The sequence below is a fragment of the Flavobacterium sp. genome (genome assembly GCF_044348915.1).
Lineage (GTDB): Bacteria > Bacteroidota > Bacteroidia > Flavobacteriales > Flavobacteriaceae > Flavobacterium.
In genome coordinates, this window is record NZ_JBIKRX010000052.1 from 1 (window position 1) to 21174 (window position 21174).

Consider the following 21174-nt stretch of genomic DNA (forward strand, 5'->3'; position numbering starts at 1 on the left):
AGATACAATAGAAGGTCAAATATGGGGACAATCTTCGATGTGTTAATGAAAAAGATGGTGAAATTTGAATAAATATCAATAAAATCAATAGATAACAAGGGTGCTCTAAGCGCCTATACCTATAAGTTTAATCTAAGTCCTTATCATTTGTAAGTTTTGTAATTATAAACTGTGAAATAATATCATTAAATGTGTTTTTTGCATTATATTATGATTAATAGTTTAGATAATTTTGTTGGATAAGTTATTTTTAAAAAAATAAACAAAATGAAAAAAATCATTCTATTATTTGTGGTTTTATATGCCAATTTAGCTTCAAGTCAAATAGTGTATAGTGATACTTTTAATCAAGGAGTCAATAATACCACTTATCCTTCGTCGGCTTACAGCACTAGTTTGGTAAATGAAAATTTGAGAATAGTTGGTAATGGAACAGCTGGTGCTTATGCAGCTATCAACTACGGCATCCATGATAATGGGATTTTGAAGGACATCAATATATCAGGAAACAATAAACTTTATATTAAAGTGAAGGGAACGGGTGGTGCTAGTTTGCGTATCGATTTGCAAGACCGATTGGGATATGTAACGAATCGAAATTCATCTTCAATTAGTTTAACCACAACCTATCAAGTTTTTGAGATTATTTACACTGGGAAATTTCAGGATGGAGGATATGGAGGCAGCCCTTGTACCAGTGCGGCTGCACCTTGCTCGGTTAACAATACTATGATTAAGAATTTAACTTTTTTGTAAATGATGCTGCAGGGAAGTATAATGGTACGATTGACATCGATTGGATTTCATTTGGGCAGCCTTTAGAGGTTACTGCACCTCCAATTTTTATACGTGCGAATCAAGTAGGCTATTTTAAAGGTAGAGATAAAGCGGTAAATTTAGTATCTGCTGCCTCTTTCGGACCACAAAATTACAAAGTATTCAATAGTAGTAATGTAGAAATTTTATCAGGGGTAGCACCATCAAGTGCAATTTGGTCTGATGCAAATCTAAATGTATCTAAAATCGATTTATCTTCTATTGATACAAATGGTACTTATACCGTTAAAACGGATCAATCTGACATAACGATAACAGTTGCCGACAATCCTCTTGAAGCATTGTCTGCGGCTTCTATACGATATTTTTATTATAACAGAGCTTCCTCTGCGATTACTGCTGTCAATGGTGGTGCTTGGTCAAGAAATTCTGGGACACCTGATACTGCTATAAAAGTGCATTCATCAGCGGCTACGCCAAATCGGCCAACAAATATAACTATTTCATCGCCCAAGGGTTGGTATGATGCAGGTGATTTAAATAAATACGTTGTAAATAGCGGCATTAGTACCTATACTTTGCTAGCCGCATTTGAAAATTATAAATCTTATTTTATAAGCAAGGATTTGAATATTCCAGAATCTACCAATAATTTACCTGATATTCTAGATGAAGCGATTTGGAATTTAGATTGGATGCTGACAATGCAAAATAAAATATCCGATGGTGGTGACGGATCTGTTTATCATAAATTGTCAGGATTAAATTTTGAGGGTATAGTGATGCCTGAAAATTATAATTTGGAGCGGTTTGTTATTGGAAGATCGACCTCGGCAGCATTAAATTTTGCTGCAGTTATGGCTGTCGCATCTAGAATTTTTTCAGATTATAATACACAGAAGCCAGGGTATAGTGCAGCTTTATTAGCAGCAGCTAAAGAAGCTTATACTTGGGCAAAAAACAACCCGACTATGTATTTCACTACTAATCCTAGTGGCGTTTCAACAGGTCAGTATGAAGATAATAATGTGAATGATGAGTTCCAATGGGCGGCAGTCGAACTATTTATTAGTTCTGGAGAAACCCAGTATAAAGATGATATAAATTATTTTTATCTTACAAATCAAGGTGTTCCAAGTTGGCAAAGTACAAGTACTTTGGGGATATTGTCAATTGCAAATAACCTAACGAACCCCAATGTTATTCAATTAAATACAGCTTCAGCAGTAAACAAGTTAACCTCAATAGCAAACACATTAAAGAGTAATATTGCCACTAATTTAGTCGAAACCGCTATGAATAATAATGATTATAATTGGGGTAGTAATGGTGCGGCAGCTAATCAGGTAGTTGTATTGCTAAGTGCTTACAAAGCTACAAATGACAGTTCTTATTTGACCGCAGCTTATAAGGCAATGGATTATTTGTTAGGCAGGAATGCAGTTGGAATTAGTTTTGTTACAGGATTTGGAGCAAGTTCCCCACTAAAACCGCATCACCGTATTTCTGAAGCCGATGGTATAGTATTGCCTGTCCCCGGGATGCTAGTTGGTGGGCCGCAGAACGCAAATAATCCAGACGGATGTGCGTATCCAAGCACATCTAAAGCCGGAAAATATTCAGATACTTGGTGTTCCTATTCAACCAATGAAGTTACAATCAATTGGAATGCGCCTTTGGCTTATGCCACAAATGCTTTGCAATTTTACCAAAATCAAACCTTATCAATTAATGATAATGAAACGACACAATTAACTAATTTAATCGTTTACCCAAATCCAACAAAAGATGAACTTCATATTGGAAGAAGTACTAAATTTAATGATGTTCTAACAGTAAATATATTTGATTTACATGGAAAAACAGTATTGAAAAACACAATTCCTAAAGAGGAATCTAAAATCTATATTCATTCCCTTTCTAACGGAGTTTATTTTTTAAAAGTGAGTTCAAATGAGAATTCAGAAACTATAAAAATTATAAAGGAATAGTTTCCATATTAAGCTAAGAGACGGCTTTCTATTCGGATATTTTTTTTGTTAACTTTGCCCTTATGAAGTTTCCAAAAAACCTATCTAGCAAACTTGAGTTTCGTCAGCAAAATAATGCCTTGCGTACATTGTCGTTACCGAATGAGTTAGTTGATTTTGCATCAAATGACTATATTGGATTTTCAAAAAATCAGTCGATATTCCAGCAAACGCATCAGTATTTGGTTGCAACCAATGGCACTCAAAATGGAGCCACTGGTTCCCGATTGCTATCTGGAAACCATAAAGTCTATCAAGAAGCAGAAACGTATATTGCCAAATTTCACCAAGCGGAATCAGCTTTGATATTCAATTCGGGTTATGATGCCAATGTAGGCTTCTTTAGTTCAGTCCCACAAAAAGGTGATTTGATTTTGTATGACGAGTTGTGTCACGCTTCCATTCGAGACGGAATCCAATTATCCAATGCCAAATCGTATAAATTCAAGCACAATGATTTTGAGGATTTGGAAAAACTCATTCAACGTTGTCAGACTGAGCTTACCGAAGTCTACATTGTAACAGAAACCGTTTTTTCAATGGATGGCGATTGTCCTAATATGGAAGAATTGGTGGCTTTTTCCGAAAAACACAAATGTTATTTAGTGGTTGATGAAGCACACGCCTTGGGTGTTTTTGGTCAATCTGGTGAAGGATTGGTTCAAATGCTAGGTTTGCAAGAACAAGTTTTTGCCCGAATAATGACTTTTGGCAAAGGATTGGGTTGTCACGGCGCAGCGATTGTAGGTAGTCAGGAGTTGAAAGGTTATTTAGTGAATTTCGCCAGAAGTTTTATTTATACCACAGGGCTTTCTCCGCATTCCGTTGCCACGATTTTAGTTGCTTATCAGCATCTAGTAACAGAAAAGCAATCGATTGAAAAACTGCGTCAAAACATCATTCATTTCAATCAAGAAAAGAATCTCTTGGGATTGAAACCAATGTTTGTTCGAAGTAAATCAGCCATTCAGAGTGCAATTATCCCTGGAAACCAAAAGGTAAAATCCATTGCGAGTCAACTTCAAGAAAAAGGATTTGATGTAAAAGCTATTTTATCGCCAACCGTTCCTGAAGGACAGGAAAGACTTCGGTTTTGCTTACATAGTTACAATTCGCAAGAAGAAATCTCGGAAGTGTTAAGTTTGTTGAGTACTTTTGTTTTTTTGGTTCAATGATTTTTTATTTTCGATATGGGTTTCTTGATGTTTCAATTTTGTCGAAGGACATTGTTGTGTTGATAGAACACGGATGACACGGATTTAACCGATTTGCACAGATTTTTTCATTAAAAATATAAATAAACACAAATTAATTATGGCTGAATTTTTACACAAAAAGTTAAGTGATTCTATTTTGAAAGCTAATTATGAAGTTTATAATGAATTAGGTTATGGTTTTCTTGAAAAGGTATATCAAAACGCAATGTATTTTGAGCTAAAATCCCAAGGTTTTAAAGTGGAAGCGCAGAAACTAATAAAAGTGTATTATAAAAGTCAATTAGTTGGGGACTATTTTGCCGATTTATTGGTAGAGGATTCTATTATTCTTGAGCTTAAAGCTTGTGAATGTCTAATGGATGAGCATCAAGCACAACTTTTGAATTATCTAAAAGCGACTGATGTTGAAATAGGATTATTGTTAAATTTTGGATCTACACCTGAGTTCAAAAGATTCATTTATAAAAACGACAGAAAGAAACTAAAATAAATTTTAAAAATCAGTGACAATCTGTTAAATCTGTGTCATCTGTGTGCCATAAATCTATGAAACTATTCATTACAGGAATATCAACCGACGTAGGCAAAACCATTGCCTCATCCATCATTGTAGAATCGCTCCAAGCCGATTATTGGAAACCCATTCAAGCGGGTGATTTGGATAATTCCGACAGCCATAAAATCAAGAGTTATATTTCTAACAAAAAAACTTTTGTTCACGAAAACAGCTATAAACTCAACACGCCAGCCAGTCCGCATTATGCCGCTGAAGTAGATGGAATTTCGATTGATTTAAAGAAAATAAAAGAACCACAAACCAAAAACCACCTCGTTATTGAAGGCGCAGGCGGTCTTTTGGTGCCATTAAATGACACCGATTGCGTTATCGATTTAATCCAAGCCGATTACAAAGTTATTGTAGTTTCCAGACATTATTTGGGAAGTATCAACCACACTTTGCTAACTATCGAAGCTTTAAAAAACAGGAAATTGAACATCGCCGGTATCATTTTTAGTGGAGCTGAAAATAAAGGGACAGAATCGATTATTCTGAGTAAAACTGGAATTCAATGTGTTGGACGAATCGACCAAGAACCCTATTTTGATCAGAACGTCATCAAAGAATACGCCGATTTGTTTCGAGAAAATTTGATGAAACTGCAATAGTAATAGCAATGGCAAAGGCAATTTCAATGACAATTTCAATTTGAAAAACCAATATCAAAAAACTTGGCGACCTTGCGTCTTCGCGGTAAAACTATAACTTGAAATCTAATGAACCTATCCGAAAGAGACCAAAAACACCTTTGGCATCCGTATACACAACATAAAACAGCATCGCCTGCTATAGTCATAAAAAGAGGAGAAGGTGCTTTGCTTTGGGACGAAAACAATAAAGAATACATCGATGCGATCGCCTCTTGGTGGGTGAATCCGTTTGGACATTCTAATCGATTTATTGCCAATGCGATTTACAAACAATTGACGACACTCGAGCACGTGCTTTTTGGTGGATTTACACACGAACCTGCAATAGTATTGGGCGAGAAGCTAATGGAAATTTTGCCCAAAAATCAACAAAAGTTATTTTTTTCAGACAATGGTTCGACTGCTGTCGAGATTGCAATTAAGGTAGCTTTGCAATATTTTTTTAATAAGGGCGAAAAGAAAACGACAATAATCGCTTTCGAAAATGCCTTTCACGGAGACACTTTTGCGGCAATGGCTGCCAGTGGAATTTCCTTTTTTACAGAAGCTTTTCAGGGAATGTTAATAGAGGTCATACGAATTCCGGTTCCAACAAAGGGAAACGAACAAGTTAGTTTTGACGCTTTGGCGAAAGCCATAAAAAGCAAAAATTGTGCTGGATTTATCTTTGAGCCCTTGGTGCAAGGTGCTGCGGGAATGGTAATGTATGAGCCTGAAGCTTTGGATAACTTAGTTCGTATTTGTAAAGAAAACAAAGTGTTGACGATTGCCGATGAGGTGATGACTGGCTTTGGAAAAACGGGAAAGAATTTTGCTTGCGATTACCTAACAGAGCAGCCCGATATGATGTGTTTGTCGAAAGCCTTGACAGGCGGGACCATTCCAATGGCGATTACTACTTTTACTCAAGACATTTTCGATGCTTTTTATGACGAAGACATCAATAAAGCATTGTTTCACGGTCATACTTTTACAGGGAATCCAACAGGTTGTGCTGCGGCTTTGGCAAGTTTGCATTTACTTCAAACTCAAGAAATGCAAGACAATTTGATTCGTGTAAATCAAAGACATTTAGCCTTTCAAAAACAGATAAAAAACCATCCAAAAGTGACCACAACACGGGTGCTAGGTGTGATTTTTGCTTTAGAAATACAAACCGAAAGTGCCGCCAGTTATTATGGGAGTTTGCGTAATAAACTGTACAATTTTTTTATTGAAAATGGAATAATCATAAGACCAGTTGGAAATATTGTTTACATTTTGCCACCTTATGTGATTACCGACGAACAATTGCAAAAAGTATATAAAGTGGTCGAAAAAGCATTGGAAATAGTTTAATGTTGGGCCACAGATTCTGCGGATGAAACGGATTCACACAGATGAAATATTAAAAATAAGTGATAATCTGTTCAAGTCTTTGCTATGAATTCACAAAAGAATAAAAATCCATTTTTTATCTGTTTAAATCCGTGTCATCCGTGTGCCATTTTTGCAAAAAACTTTACGACCTTTGCACCAAAATAAAAAGTCTTGTCAAAAATTATCTCCATAACATCAATTGCTTCTATTTCTCCGTTGGGTAATAAATCAAAAACGATTTGGGAAAATTATAAAAACCCTAAACACTGTTTTACGACTCAGTTTTTAGACCGTAAAAACACTTTCGTTGCCAAACTTGACGAGGATTCAAATTCAATAATCGAGGAATTAAAACACTCGGATAGTAAATACAAATTCTTGGACAAATCAGTTTTGTATGCGATGATGGCTTCACGCAAAGCCATCGAAAATGCAGCTTGGACTTCAAACGACATTTTCGGAATCAACATAGGTTCTTCCCGTGGCGCGACAGATTTATTTGAAAAACATTATCAAGAATATTTGGAAACAGGCAAAGCACAAACTTTAGCTTCACCAACGACCACTTTAGGAAATATTTCCTCTTGGGTCGCCCACGATTTACAAACTTCAGGTCCCGAAATTTCTCATTCTATTACCTGTTCAACTGCTTTGCACGCTATGTTAAATGGTGTGGCTTGGCTTAGAGCTGGAATGACGGATAAATTTTTAGTTGGTGGTAGTGAAGCGCCATTGACGGATTTTACCATTGGACAAATGCGTGCTTTGAAAATTTATTCGAATATAGATGAACGTCAGCCTGAGCTTGCCGAATGGCCTAATCGAGCATTAGATTTTGAAAAAAAGCAAAACACAATGATTCTTGGCGAAGGTGCAGCGGTTTGTTGTTTGGAAATGGGACGAAAAGAAAAGGCGCTGGCTTTTGTGGAAGGCATTGGTTACGCGACCGAAATTTTGGAACACAACATCTCCATTTCAGCCGAAGCGACTTGTTTTCAGAAATCGATGAAAATGGCTTTAGAAAATACAGATTTGTCCGAAGTGGATGCGATTGTTATGCACGCTCCGGGAACCAAAGCTGGTGATTTAACGGAATACAAAGCGATTCAAAAAGTTTTTGGGACCGATTTGCCGATGCTAACTACCAATAAATGGAAAATTGGACACACTTTTGGCGCTTCGGCAATGTTGAGTATTGAACTAGGGATTTTGATGATGCAACATCAAGAATTTATAGGTGTTCCATTTGCAAAAGCTCAAAAACCCAGAAAACAAATCCGTAAAGTGCTTGTAAATTCAGTAGGTTTTGGCGGAAATGCGGTGAGTGTTTTGTTGGGAATTTAACCACGAAGGTCACAAAGAAGGCACAAAGGTCACAGTTTTTTAGCCACAGATTCGGCAGATTTTTACAGGTTTCGAAGCTTAATTGCGACTGAATACTCAAAAACTGATCACTGACCACTCATTTCTAATTCCTTCACTTTATCGTAAACTAAATTGCTTTCAAAACCTCGGCGAAGCATATAATCGCAGAATTTTTTTCGTTTTTTTAATAGGCTATTTTCTCTGATAGATTCCCAATGTCTTTCAGATAAAGTATGAAATGTCTCCAAATATTCTTCAGGAGTGATTTCTTTGAGAGCAGTATTGATGAGGGTTTGTGATATGTTTCTGAACTTCAATTCGTTGGTGATCCTAATTTTTCCCCAATGTTTAATGCGGTGTTTCCCTCTGGCAAAACTGCAGGCAAAACGTTCTTCGTTGATAAAATTTTCGCCGATGAGATGAACCATTATTTGATCAATTTCGTTTGAATCCATTTTCATCGAACGCAATTTAGCAACCACTTCCTCGTGACAACGTTCTTGATAGGCACAAAAAAATTCAATCTTTTGTACAGCTTCTTTTATGGAGAAAACATCTTTCATAGGCAATTAATAAAAACGTAACAACAATTCTAAATTTAGAATTTAGCAAAATTAACTTATATAATTAGATTAGCCATTGTATTTATAATCATTAGATTAGAGTTATTTAACAGATAAGAGTGTATTTCGTCGATTATTTTTTATGTTTTGAACAACTAGTTATTACTTTGATATATCTTTGTATCTCATTTACAGACATATATACTCATGATGATAGTGTAGCCAAAAACTTTTTGAGTAGTATAATAATTAAATATTTTTTTATAGTCAAAACTTAATAAACCCTAATTTTTTATGTTGAATTTATTGAATAGTAAAATTGTGGGATATGGGAAAAAACTACTTGATTATCATTTTTATATTTTTAAATTCACTCCATAATTACGGGCAGTGTTCACCTGACATTACCCAGCCTAACCCTAATAGTTTAACTTTACCCACAATTACAGGTCAATGTTCTGCCACTGTAACCGCTCCCACAGCCACCGATTTATGCGCTGGAACAATTACAGGAACTACATCAAGTCCGTTATCGTATAACACCCAAGGAACTTATACGATCGTTTGGACTTTCGATGATGGCAGCGGAAATACTTCAACTCAAAATCAAACGGTTATTGTAGATGATACTATAGCTCCAATTGCAGATTTAGCTTCTTTGCCAACGATAACCGGTCAATGTTCAGCCACAGTAACCGCTCCCACAGCCACCGATTTATGCGCAGGAACTATTACAGGAACCACATCAAGCCCATTGTCTTATAATACCCAAGGAACTTATACGATCGTTTGGAATTTCGATGATGGCAATGGAAATACTTCAACTCAAAATCAAACGGTTATTGTAGATGATACTATAGCTCCAATTGCAGATTTAGCTTCTTTGCCAACAATAACGGGTCAATGTTCTGCCACTGTAACCGCTCCAAAAGCCACGGATACTTGCGCAGGAACTATAACAGGAACCACATCAAGCCCATTATCGTACAACACCCAAGGAACCTATACAATCATTTGGACTTTCGATGATGGCAATGGAAATACTTCAACTCAAAATCAAACTGTTATTGTAGAAGATACCGTTGCGCCAATTCCAGATGTAGCTTCTTTACCAACGATAACCGGTCAATGTTCAGCCACAGTATCCGCTCCCACAGCCACCGATACTTGCGCAGGAACTATTACAGGAACCATATCAAGCCCATTGTTCTATAACACCCAAGGAACCTATGCGATCATTTGGACTTTCGATGATGGCAACGGAAATACCACAACTCAAAATCAAACTGTTATTGTAGATGATACGATTAATCCAAGCATCACAGCACCATCAAATGTTGCAGCTACCACAAATACGGCTTGTACAGCAACAGGAGTTGTTCTTGGAACACCCACAACAGCAGACAATTGTTCAGTAGCTTCAGTGACCAACAATGCACCAACCACCTTTCCTTTGGGAAGTACAACCGTTACTTGGACCGTAACCGATGGTTCAGGAAATAGTACCACAGCCACCCAAACGGTAAACGTAACTGACAATGTAAAACCTACCATCACAGCACCATCAAATGTTGCAGCTACCACAAATTCGGCTTGTACAGCAACAGGAGTTGTTCTTGGAACACCAACAACAGCAGACAATTGTTCGGTAGCTTCAGTGACCAACAATGCACCTTCTTCTTTTCCAATAGGAACAACAACAATTATCTGGAGAGTTGAGGATGCAGCAAGCAATTTTGAAACAGCAACTCAAACCGTAACGGTAACGGACAATATCAAACCTACCATTACCGCACCAATGGCAACTTCAGGCACAACAAATGTTGCTTGTACGTCGACCAATGTAACATTGGGTTCTCCAGTAGTTGCAGATAATTGTACAGTAACACCAAGTTTGGTTGTGACCAATAATGTACCTTCTTCTTTTCCAATAGGAACAACAACAGTTACCTGGAGAGTTGAGGATGCAGCAGGCAATTTTGAAACAGCAACCCAAACAATTACAGTAACCGATACAACAGCGCCAACTTTCACTTTATCACCAGCCAATCTGACGATTTCTTGTTCGGCTAGTATTTTACCAGTCGACACCAACGGTCCTGCAACAGCCACCGATAATTGTGCAACCCCAACTATAAATTATACCGATTCGGTAGTGAATGGCATTGGAAACAACAAAGTCATCACTCGAACTTGGACCGCTACTGATGCCAATTCGAATACGTCAACATATAGTCAAACCATTACAGTAACCGATACAACAGCGCCAACTTTCACCACATCACCAGCTAATCTGACGATTTCTTGTTCGGCTAGTATTTTACCAGCAGCTACCAATGGTCCCGCAACAGCTACGGATAATTGTTCAACCCCAACTATAAATTACACTGATTCGGTAGTGAATGGCATTGGAAACAACAAAGTCATCACCCGAACTTGGACAGCTACCGATGTCAATTCGAATACGTCAACATATAGTCAAACCATTACAGTAACCGATACAACAGCTCCAACTTTCACCACATCACCAGCGAGTTTGACAATATCTTGTTCGGCTAGTATTTTACCAGCAGCTACTAATGGACCAGCTACTGCTAACGATAATTGTGCAACCCCAACCATAAATTATACCGATTCGGTAGTGAATGGCATTGGAAACAACAAAGTCATCACCCGAACTTGGACAGCTACCGATGTCAATTCGGATACCGCAACTTATAGTCAAACCATTACAGTAACCGATACAACAGCTCCAACTTTCACCACATCACCAGCGAGTTTGACAATATCTTGTTCGGCTAGTATTTTACCAGCAGCTACTAATGGACCAGCTACTGCTAACGATAATTGTGCAACCCCAACCATAAATTATACCGATTCGGTAGTGAATGGCATTGGAAACAACAAAGTCATCACCCGAACTTGGACAGCTACCGATGTCAATTCGAATACCGCAACTTATAGTCAAACCATTACAGTAACCGATACAACAGCTCCAACTTTCACCACATCACCAGCGAGTTTGACAATATCTTGTTCGGCTAGTATTTTACCAGCAGCTACCAATGGACCAGCTACTGCTACCGATAATTGTGCAACCCCAACCATAAATTACACTGATTCGGTAGTGAATGGCATTGGAAACAACAAAGTCATCACCCGAACTTGGACAGCTACCGATGTCAATTCGAATACAGCAACTTATAATCAAACTATTACAGTAACCGATACAACAGCGCCAACTTTCACCACATCACCAGCGAGTTTGACAATATCTTGTTCGGCTAGTATTTTACCAGCAGCTACTAATGGACCAGCTACTGCTACCGATAATTGTGCAACCCCAACCATAAATTATACCGATTCGGTAGTGAATGGCATTGGAAACAACAAAGTCATCACTCGAACTTGGACAGCCACCGATTCCAATTCGAATACAGCAACTTATAGTCAAACCATTACAGTAACCGATACAACAGCGCCAACTTTCACCACATCACCAGCCAATCTGACGATTTCTTGTTCGGCTAGTATTTTACCAGCAGCTACTAATGGACCAGCTACTGCTACCGATAATTGTGCAACCCCAACTATAAATTACACTGATTCGGTAGTGAATGGTATTGGAAACAACAAAGTCATCACCCGAACTTGGACCGCTACAGATGTCAATTCGAATACGTCAACATATAGTCAAACCATTACAGTAACCGATACAACAGCGCCAACTTTCACCACATCACCAGCCAATCTGACGATTTCTTGTTCCGACAGCAGTTTACCAGCCGACACCAATGGTCCCGCCACAGCCAGTGATAATTGTGCAACACCAACAGTAAATTATTCAGATTCGGTAGTAAATGGAACAGGAAATAACAAAGTCATCACCCGAACTTGGACCACCACTGATGACAATTCGAATACAACAACTTACAGTCAAACCATTACAGTAACCGATACAACAGCTCCAACAATTTCTTGTCCAGCAACAATTACTGCAAACACAAGTAACGATGGAACAGGAAATTGTACCACTATAGTTTCATTAGGTACACCTACAGTTTTAGACAATTGTGCTACAGTTGCTAATATAATTATTACGGCTAAAGTAGGTGGCGTTACTATAAATCCAACGACTTATTTATTTGGAATTGGAACCACAACAGTTGTATGGACAGCAACAGACCAAAATGGGAATGTGTCTTTGCCTTGCAATCAAATAGTTACGATAACCGATAACGAAAAGCCTTTAGTCACAGCCCCAAATACAATAGCACTACAATGCCTTGGAGAACTACCTTTGGCAGCAACAACCATTTCTGCATTTAACTCTCTAGCGGGGGCATCAGCAACTGATAATTGTACAGCTACATCGGGTCTTACAGTCTCATCTTCAACAATTATAACAACTCCCGGAAATTGTAATGGAGTTATTACAAGAACGTACATCATTACGGATGCCAATAGTAATTCCCAAAGTGTAAATCATGTTTTTACAATCAACGATACTACAAAACCAATAGTTGTCGCTCCAACAACTGTCGATTTGGAATGTTCAGGAGATCTTCCTGCTGCAGTAACTACCATAGCTGCTTTCAACACTTTACTTGGAGCAGCGGCTTCCGATAATTGTACTCCAACAGTTAATCTTATAGTAACATCAACAACAGGAGCCTTGGTTGGAGACGCATACTCAGGGTCAATAACGAGAACCTATACGATAACCGATAATTGCGGAAATAAAACGAATGTAAATCAATTATTTACAATTTCAGATGATACAAATCCAATAGCAAAATGTAAAAATGTATCAGTGACATTAAATACTTCTGGGTTTGCAACCATTACTGTAAATCAGATTGACAATGGTTCAACCGATAATTGTGGTATTTTTTCTATCGAAGCTTCAAGATTAGTGTTTAACTGTGGAAATATTGGAAACAATACGGTCGTTTTGACTGTGAAAGATAATAATGGGAACACCAATTCGTGTAATGCTACAGTTATTGTTATCGATCCTGCAGCTACGGCTACAGTGAGTATTTTAGCTGCTCCTTCAACTCCAATATGCCAAGGCAGTAGTATTACTTTTTCGGCTACAACGGCAAATGCAGGAATCAATCCGCATTTTCAATGGTATAAAAATGGAGTACCCGTAGGTACAGATAGCACGACATACACCGATACTTCTTTGACCAATGGTGAAACAATTTATGTAACTCTTAGTTCAGGTCCTTGTAATTCATTTAAAACCAGCAATACGATTACGGCTACTGTAAATCCGCTACCAACAGTAACTGCGCCCACTAAAATATGTGTAACTGCAACGGCTAATCTGTCACCTACAACTGGAGGAACTTGGACCAGTAGTAATACAGTAATTGCAACGGTAACCAATGGGGGTGTAATAACAGCAAAAGCTCCTGGCACGGTTACCTTTACTTATACCAATTCAAGTACGGGTTGTAGCAAAACAACTTCAGTGGTAACCGTTTATGCTTTACCAGTAGTTACAGCACCTGCTGAACTTTGTATCAATGCTACTAAAGTTTTGTCGCCAACATCAGGTGGGGTTTGGACTTCTAGTAATCCATCGGTGGCCACTGTCAATAATGCGGGAGTAATTACAGGAGTTTCAGTTGGGAATGCTAGTTTTACTTTTATGAATACTGTATCAGGATGTAGTAGCACCACACCTTCGGTTACTATAAAAGCACTTCCAGTAATTGTTTCAGCCACGGCGACTCCTGCAACAGTTTGTAGTGGTGATCAAAGTAGTTTGGATGTTATTGCACAAGGAGCGGCAAGTACGGCGACAACAATTGTTAATTATAATTTTAATTCTGGAACTTCTTATGCGAATTTAGTTTCTAATGCAGTTACAGGAATTACTAGTGTAATTTCAAGCACCAATCTTTCATTTAACACTAATAATACTGGTGTTGCCACTACTCCGGCAGCTTTTACAAATAACGCTACTGCTGGTGATTATCTTATTGCAGACAGAAAAAACCGATCTTGGGTATTTACATTAGGAGGCACCGATTTACCAAATTACACCTCTTTTAATATCTATTTTCAAGCACAGAGGCAAAATTCTGGGACTACAGGGACAAAAAGAATAGAGGTTTTATTTCGGAAAAATGGAGGTGCTTCAGTATCCGCTGGCACTGTTGTTCAAATGACTAATGGTAATTGGATGGTAGCCTCATTTACATTGCCATCAGGTGCCAGTAACCCTAATAGTTTAGAAATCACTTTAAATATCAGTGGGAATGGATCTGATAATAATGATATCCGTATCGATAATTTCCAAGTGCAAGGTATTAAGTCAGGGACAACTTATTTATATTCTTGGACAGCATCTCCAGCTGCAACGGCAGGGCTTCCAGCCAATGCAGGAGTACCATCGGCTACGAATAAAAACATTCCGGTTTCGCCGACAGTGACTACCAATTATACTGCGATTGTGACCAATAGTGATGGATGTCAAGCTACTAAAATTGTTCGAGTTAATGTATATCCTGATCCTCAATTAAAAATCACGGCCGATTATTGCTATGGCCCCAATCAAGTAAGGTTATTGGCTAGTGCTACAGGACCAATTGGAAATTTTGTTTGGAGTACGGGAGAAACAGGAAGCTCTATATTAGTAGATACAGCCCAAATTGTCGAAGTGGTGGGCACAACGCCCAACGGTTGTACTTATGTGGCCACGTTGAGTGTTGCCCAAGAATTGGTTACCAATGGTGATTTTACTAATTTCAATCCATCAGCACCAAGTTTTACTACAGAATACAGACAACATCAAGCGTTTTATTTAACGGGTGATGCTACTTCTGGATTATGGCCCGAAGGAGATTATGCGGTCAATACTAGTGCTTTTAGCCCCTCGAATGGTGTGGGGTATCATCCCAATTTTCACGGACAAGATCATACCAATAATTCCGTTGGTCCTAGAAATTTCTTGATGGTAAACGGAAGTACCACAACTATTCCTGATCCTCCAGGGCCCGATAGACAAAGAATTATTTGGCAACAAACCGTAACCGTAACCCCTAATACCGATTATTATTTTAGCGCTTATGCTATGAATTTGAATCCTGTTTCTCCTGCAAGATTACAATTTGAAGTAAATGGTGTTTTAGTAGGATCTATTGCCGATTTAACCACAGCGCCTAAACCCACAACTGAAGCAGAAGTCAATTTAAGTAACTGGATACGATTTTATAGTACGCCCACTTGGAATTCAGGTAGTGCCACAACAGCTGTGATTAGAATTAGAAATTTAAATACTATTGCAGGTGGAAATGATTTTGCTTTAGATGATATTTCTTTCGGAACACTTTCTCCTTTCCTTATCTTGTCATCAGGACCAGGTACTGATACGCAAACGCTTTGTAAAGACACCCCACTTACAGAAATTACCTATTCTGTGGGTAGCGGTAATACAGCGCCTAATGTAACAGGCTTGCCTGCGGGTGTAACTTCTTCGTTTAACGGATATACACTAAAATTTGTGGGAACACCTACTGTAGGCCCAGGGACTTACCCATATACCATCGTTACAACAGGAACTTGCGGAAATCTAACAGCTCATGGCTCGATAACGGTTAATCCAGCAGCAACAGTCAATGCTGGAAGTGATATCACAACTTGTTCCTCAACACCAACAGTGACTATGGCAGCTTCAATCGGAGGCAGTGCCACCGGTGGAACTTGGAGTGGTGGTTCAGGTAGTTTTAACAACAATTCCATAAATGCTATTTATACATTAGGTGCGTCTGATTCGGGAACGATCACATTGACCTATACTACTAATGACCCAGACGGTGCAGGTCCATGTCCGGCTGTTTCTGATACGGTAAATATTATCATTACACCCATATTTGTTGCCGATGCAGGTAATGTAACTACCACTGCAAATTGTGCTGATACTACAGTAAATTTAGCTGCCAACGGAACAGTAGGACTTTGGACAGTGACTTCAGGACAAGATGCAGGCTCCTTTAGTTTTTCCAATACAACAAGTCCTACATCAACATTTACTGGCGAAAGTGGACAAACCTATACTTTGACTTGGACCATAAAAAATGCTTCTCCTTGTCCCGATACATCAGACACGGTCACTTTTACTATTGCAAATTGTTTGAATATCTATTTTGATGGGGTAGATGACAATGTAAATTTTGGGAATAATTTTAATGCTACTGCCGCTTTTAGTTTTGAAATTTGGGTGAAACCCAATAGTATAAATGGTTTTTCTAAGTCAATATTTTCCAAACAAGATGCCAATAACAAAACAACGGGATATGATTTAAGAATAGAAAGCAATAGCATTTCTTTTTATGTAAATAACACAAAAGTAGTAACTCGTTCTGGAATTACTATCGATAGATGGTATCATGTTGTGGTGACCTTTGATGGAAGTAACTACAAATTATATTATGACGGCATCGAGATGGATTCGAAAACAGGTCCAAGCCCGACGACAAATAATTCGAATTTTTTAGTGGGAGCTTTATATAAATCGGGAAGTAAACCTGTAAATTATTTTAATGGTTCACTAGACGAATTGCGTATTTGGAAAGTTTGTTTGACAAAAGAACAAATTCGACAAATGATGAATCAAGAAATTGTGATGAATGCAACTGCAGTTTATGGCGCAATTGTTCCACTTCAAATAAATGGATTGACTTGGAGTAATTTGGCAGGATATTATCAAATGAATCAAAACACACCCGATGTTGTAGCAGGAACATTAAATGAAACCGGTTTTGTGTCAGGAAGATTACTCAACATGACACTTTCCCAAGCTGAGACAGCACCTTTGCCTTACACCACAGGAGTCCACAATCAAGAATGGACTACTGACAATACTTGGACACAACATCAAGTTTGGGATTGTCCAAATAGTCTAGGGGTTAATGGTGATCCAATTGAATGGAATATTGTAAAAAGCACACATAACATTCTATCGGGAAATAAAAACATTACTTTATTGGGATTAATTGTGGATTCTGGAAAAATAACTGTGGCCGATTCTTCTCAAGCATTAGACGAAAAAAATAACGGAATCGGATTGTGGATTACCCATTATTTAAAATTAAATGGAGTAATAGATCTGGTTGGCGAATCTCAATTGGTTCAAAAACAATACACCCCTTCACAATCGAGCGAAAGTATTTTAGACGAAACCAGTACAGGATATATAGAGCGCGATCAACAAGGAAAAAGAAACAGTTTCAATTACAATTATTGGTCATCACCAGTAAGTATTCAAGGAGGGGCCAATAATGCTCCCTATTCAATCGAAGCGGTTTTAAAGGACGGAACAATTTCATCAACACCTAAAACCATATCTTTTGGTAGTGGTGCTTACTTTGCCGATAGTGCTATTTCTAATCCAATAAAAATAAGTAATCGCTGGATTTGGACTTACAATTCCATTATTGTCGGAGGAGACGAATTGTCCAATTATTACCAATGGAACAATGTGGCTCAAACGGGCTTGTTACGAGTTGGCGAAGGCTATACAATGAAAGGGACAGGTGGAACAGCTCCTATTACTACAACTCAAAATTATGTCTTTGTAGGGAAGCCCAATAATGGTACTATTTCGCTAAATTTAAATAAAGACAGCAGTTATTTAGTAGGAAATCCGTATTCATCAGCATTGGATGCCAATGAATTTATTAAAGATAATTTAGCAACTCGAAATGCTCAGGGCAAAAATGTTTTTAATGGAGCACTCTATTTTTGGGATCATTTTGCCAATTCAAACAATCATTTGCTGGCCGAATATCAAGGAGGCTATGCTACTTATAGTTTAATTGGTGGTGTAGTAGGAATAAATGATAGCGAATTAACACTTAACGACGGATCTAATGGCAGCAACAGACCCAAACAATTTATCCCAATAGGCCAAGGGTTTTTTGTAGATTCCTATTTAGATCCAGCCGTTTCGGGGACTGGAATCCCTACATCTGTAGATGGAGGTACTTTGATTTTCAAAAACAGCCAGAGAACTTTTGTTAGAGAAAATGCAGTGAGCTCTGTCTTTATGAAAAAGAAAGAAACAGCAAAAACAACCCTTGAAACTATAGCAAAAATCAGATTAGGTTTCGACTCTGCCCTAGGCGCACACCGACAATTATTGGTAGGAGCCGACCCGAATACTACCGATGGTTTCGATATAGGATACGATGCGCCTATGTATGATAGCAACGAAAATGATATGTTTTGGAATTTAAACAACAGTCAATTTGTGATTCAAGGAGTGCCAGATTTCAATGCTAATCGAATTATTCCTCTAGGGCTTGCTGTAGCAAATGAAGGAGAAATAACCATAAAACTGGATGAATTAGAAAACGTTTCAACAAACACCGAAATCTACTTATTCGATAGTCAAACTACTCAATATCATGACCTTAAAAACAAGGATTACAAAACCGTTTTAGCTGTTGGCAAATACGATAATCGCTTTTCATTGCGATTTACAAACCAAACCTTGGGAGTAGAGGAAGTAGAGGAGGTAAACGATGGTATAATTGCCTTATATTCCAATAATTATAATACCCTAATTATCCGAAACAATCTAATTGACACCACGGTAAATCTAGTGACTCTTTTCAATTTAGCAGGACAAAAAATCAGCCATTGGGATGTGAAAGGACGTGAACAAAAATCAATACAAATACCGATTAAAAATTTACCTTCAGAAATTTATATTGTAAAAATAAATACCACCAAAGGCGAGTTCAGCAAAAAAATTATCGTCAAATAACGCACTTTGTTGCTGGGATTAGTATCAAATAGATTTGATCCTTTTATTTACTATTAGTATTTATTTTAACCTTTAATCTGGCGAACTATAGAACCGTTTCTCTACTGATTATTTGGTAACAAGAGACAAATACTTGTAACTTCTTCACATTACACAGAATGTAAATAAAGTCTAAAATATAAATTCTTCTCTATAATATTTTTTGCTTTATAAAGCTATTTAGTTGTAAAATAGTTTTATAACGACTTAATAAGCAATTAAACGAATAATTTTGGAAATGGTTTATTTGTTGAATATCTTAGCAAAACTGTGGATTGTCTATTTTTTTTTAAACCTTTCTATAAGGGTAAAGCAATCATAAGTACCCCAAAAATTAGTACAAAATTGTTATGAGAAAAAACTACTTACTCCTACATAAGAATAGTTCATTAGTATTAAAACCAACAAAACAATTTCGCTTGTTGTGGGTAGTAATTTTTTTTCTAGGCATAAATATAACAATAAATGCCCAATCTAGTATTTACGAAAGTTATGCTGTATTGAATAGTAATGGAGGAGGAAATTTCTATTATGATTTACAAGCAAATACTGGAAATCCAGATTTTAATGGAACAAATCTGGGCACTTTTAATTCGGATAATTCTTTAATTTTAAATGGTGCACAGAATAAAGTATATAAATGTAATTCAGATGATATTATCAATGGAAAACTGTATTATCGAATATATAAAACATCAGATGTAGCACCAAGTTTTTTAAACTCTAATATGGGTTTTAGTTCGAATGATATTGGAGCGGGTCCTGGCTGTCAAAATCAAACATGGGAATCAAATGGTGCAAATATTAATGTTTTAAATGGTTTGTGTCCTGGGGATTATTATTTAGAAATTTATACAACAGCTGATTTTACGTATACTGCAAGCGGAGGGAGAAGTGAGACCCATTTTGCCAGTAATGGTGGAAATAATTATAAAGCTATTTTTACAGTTGTAGATACAACAGCGCCAACCATCACTTGTCCAGCCAATATTTCAGTGAACAACACGCCCGGAACTTGTGGCGCAGCAGTAACATATGCAACACCCGTTGGAACGGACAATTGTTCAGGAGCCATCACAACCCAAACAGCAGGTTTGGCTTCGGGAGCCACTTTCCCAGTTGGAACAACTACAAATACATTTGAAGTAACCGATGCAGCAGGAAACAAAACTTCTTGCAGTTTTACAGTAACAGTAGTTGACAATCAATCACCAACCATCACTTGTCCAGCCAATATTTCAGTGAACAATACGCCCGGAACTTGTGGCGCAGCAGTAACGTATGCAACACCCGTTGGAACGGACAATTGTTCAGGAGCCACCACAACCCAAACAGCAGGTTTGGCTTCGGGAGCCACTTTCCCTGTTGGAACAACTACCAATACATTTGAAGTAACCGATGCAGCAGGAAACAAAATCTCTTGTAGTTTTACAGTAACAGTAGTCGACAATCAACTACCAACCATCAGTTGTCCAGCGAACATTTCTGTGAACAACACAACGGGAACTTGTGGCGCATCAGTAACCTATACAACACCAGTTGGAACGGACAATTGTTCAGGAGCCACCACAGCACAAACAGCAGGTTTGGCTTCGGGAGCCACTTTCCCAGTTGGAGTAACCACAAACACTTTTGAAGTAACCGATGCAGCAGGAAACAAAACTTCTTGCAGTTTTACAGTAACAGTAGTCGACAATCAACCACCAACCATCAGTTGTCCAGCGAACATTTCTGTGAACAACACAACGGGAACTTGTGGCGCATCAGTAACCTATACAACACCAGTTGGAACGGACAATTGTTCAGGAGCCACCACAGCACAAACAGCA

10 protein-coding genes and 1 pseudogene are annotated in these 21174 nt (G+C 37.8%); 10 read left to right on the plus strand and 1 reads right to left on the minus strand.

Annotated elements, in window-relative coordinates; translation table 11 throughout:
• Positions 1-267 precede the first annotated feature (267 nt).
• From ACIQ1E_RS09730 to ACIQ1E_RS09765, 8 genes and pseudogenes are all read left to right on the plus strand, one after another.
• On the plus strand, positions 268-756 hold the full coding sequence (locus ACIQ1E_RS09730; protein ID WP_396170971.1) for a hypothetical protein: 489 nt from the start codon (positions 268-270) through the stop codon (positions 754-756).
• A gap of 89 nt (positions 757-845) precedes the next feature.
• Positions 846-1064, plus strand: a pseudogene (locus ACIQ1E_RS09735) (cellulase N-terminal Ig-like domain-containing protein); the annotation flags it as partial.
• A gap of 54 nt (positions 1065-1118) precedes the next feature.
• Positions 1119-2768 (plus strand): glycoside hydrolase family 9 protein, encoded by a 1650-nt coding sequence (locus ACIQ1E_RS09740; RefSeq protein WP_396170973.1) that lies wholly within the window; start codon positions 1119-1121, stop codon positions 2766-2768.
• A gap of 62 nt (positions 2769-2830) precedes the next feature.
• The gene (locus tag ACIQ1E_RS09745) at positions 2831-3982 is read left to right on the plus strand and encodes an aminotransferase class I/II-fold pyridoxal phosphate-dependent enzyme (RefSeq protein ID WP_396170975.1); all 1152 of its coding nucleotides are present in this window, start codon (positions 2831-2833) and stop codon (positions 3980-3982) included.
• 139 nt (positions 3983-4121) lie between these two features.
• Positions 4122-4514 carry a GxxExxY protein gene (locus tag ACIQ1E_RS09750; RefSeq protein WP_396170977.1) on the plus strand — a complete coding sequence of 131 codons (393 nt, stop codon included), beginning with the start codon at positions 4122-4124 and terminating at the stop codon, positions 4512-4514.
• A gap of 56 nt (positions 4515-4570) precedes the next feature.
• Entirely contained in the window at positions 4571-5191 is a 621-nt protein-coding gene (gene bioD / locus ACIQ1E_RS09755) for a dethiobiotin synthase (RefSeq protein WP_396170979.1), read from the plus strand.
• A 108-nt stretch (positions 5192-5299) separates the two neighbouring features.
• Complete coding sequence (gene bioA / locus ACIQ1E_RS09760; protein ID WP_396170981.1) at positions 5300-6571, plus strand: adenosylmethionine--8-amino-7-oxononanoate transaminase; 1272 nt, start codon at positions 5300-5302, stop codon at positions 6569-6571.
• A gap of 192 nt (positions 6572-6763) precedes the next feature.
• Positions 6764-7936 carry a beta-ketoacyl synthase N-terminal-like domain-containing protein gene (locus ACIQ1E_RS09765; RefSeq protein WP_396170983.1) on the plus strand — a complete coding sequence of 391 codons (1173 nt, stop codon included), beginning with the start codon at positions 6764-6766 and terminating at the stop codon, positions 7934-7936.
• A gap of 107 nt (positions 7937-8043) precedes the next feature.
• Here ACIQ1E_RS09765 and ACIQ1E_RS09770 read toward each other — a convergent pair whose 3' ends face one another.
• Positions 8044-8520: a regulatory protein RecX gene (locus ACIQ1E_RS09770; RefSeq protein ID WP_396170985.1), complete on the minus strand. Its 477-nt coding sequence runs from the start codon at positions 8518-8520 to the stop codon at positions 8044-8046.
• 328 nt (positions 8521-8848) lie between these two features.
• On the opposite strand from ACIQ1E_RS09770, the gene ACIQ1E_RS09775 reads away from it, so the two are divergent.
• Both ACIQ1E_RS09775 and ACIQ1E_RS09780 read left to right on the plus strand, forming a co-directional pair.
• Positions 8849-19306 carry a LamG-like jellyroll fold domain-containing protein gene (locus tag ACIQ1E_RS09775; protein WP_396170988.1) on the plus strand — a complete coding sequence of 3486 codons (10458 nt, stop codon included), beginning with the start codon at positions 8849-8851 and terminating at the stop codon, positions 19304-19306.
• A 389-nt stretch (positions 19307-19695) separates the two neighbouring features.
• A partial coding sequence (locus ACIQ1E_RS09780) for an HYR domain-containing protein (protein WP_396170990.1) occupies positions 19696-21174 on the plus strand: 1479 nt, incomplete at its 3' end.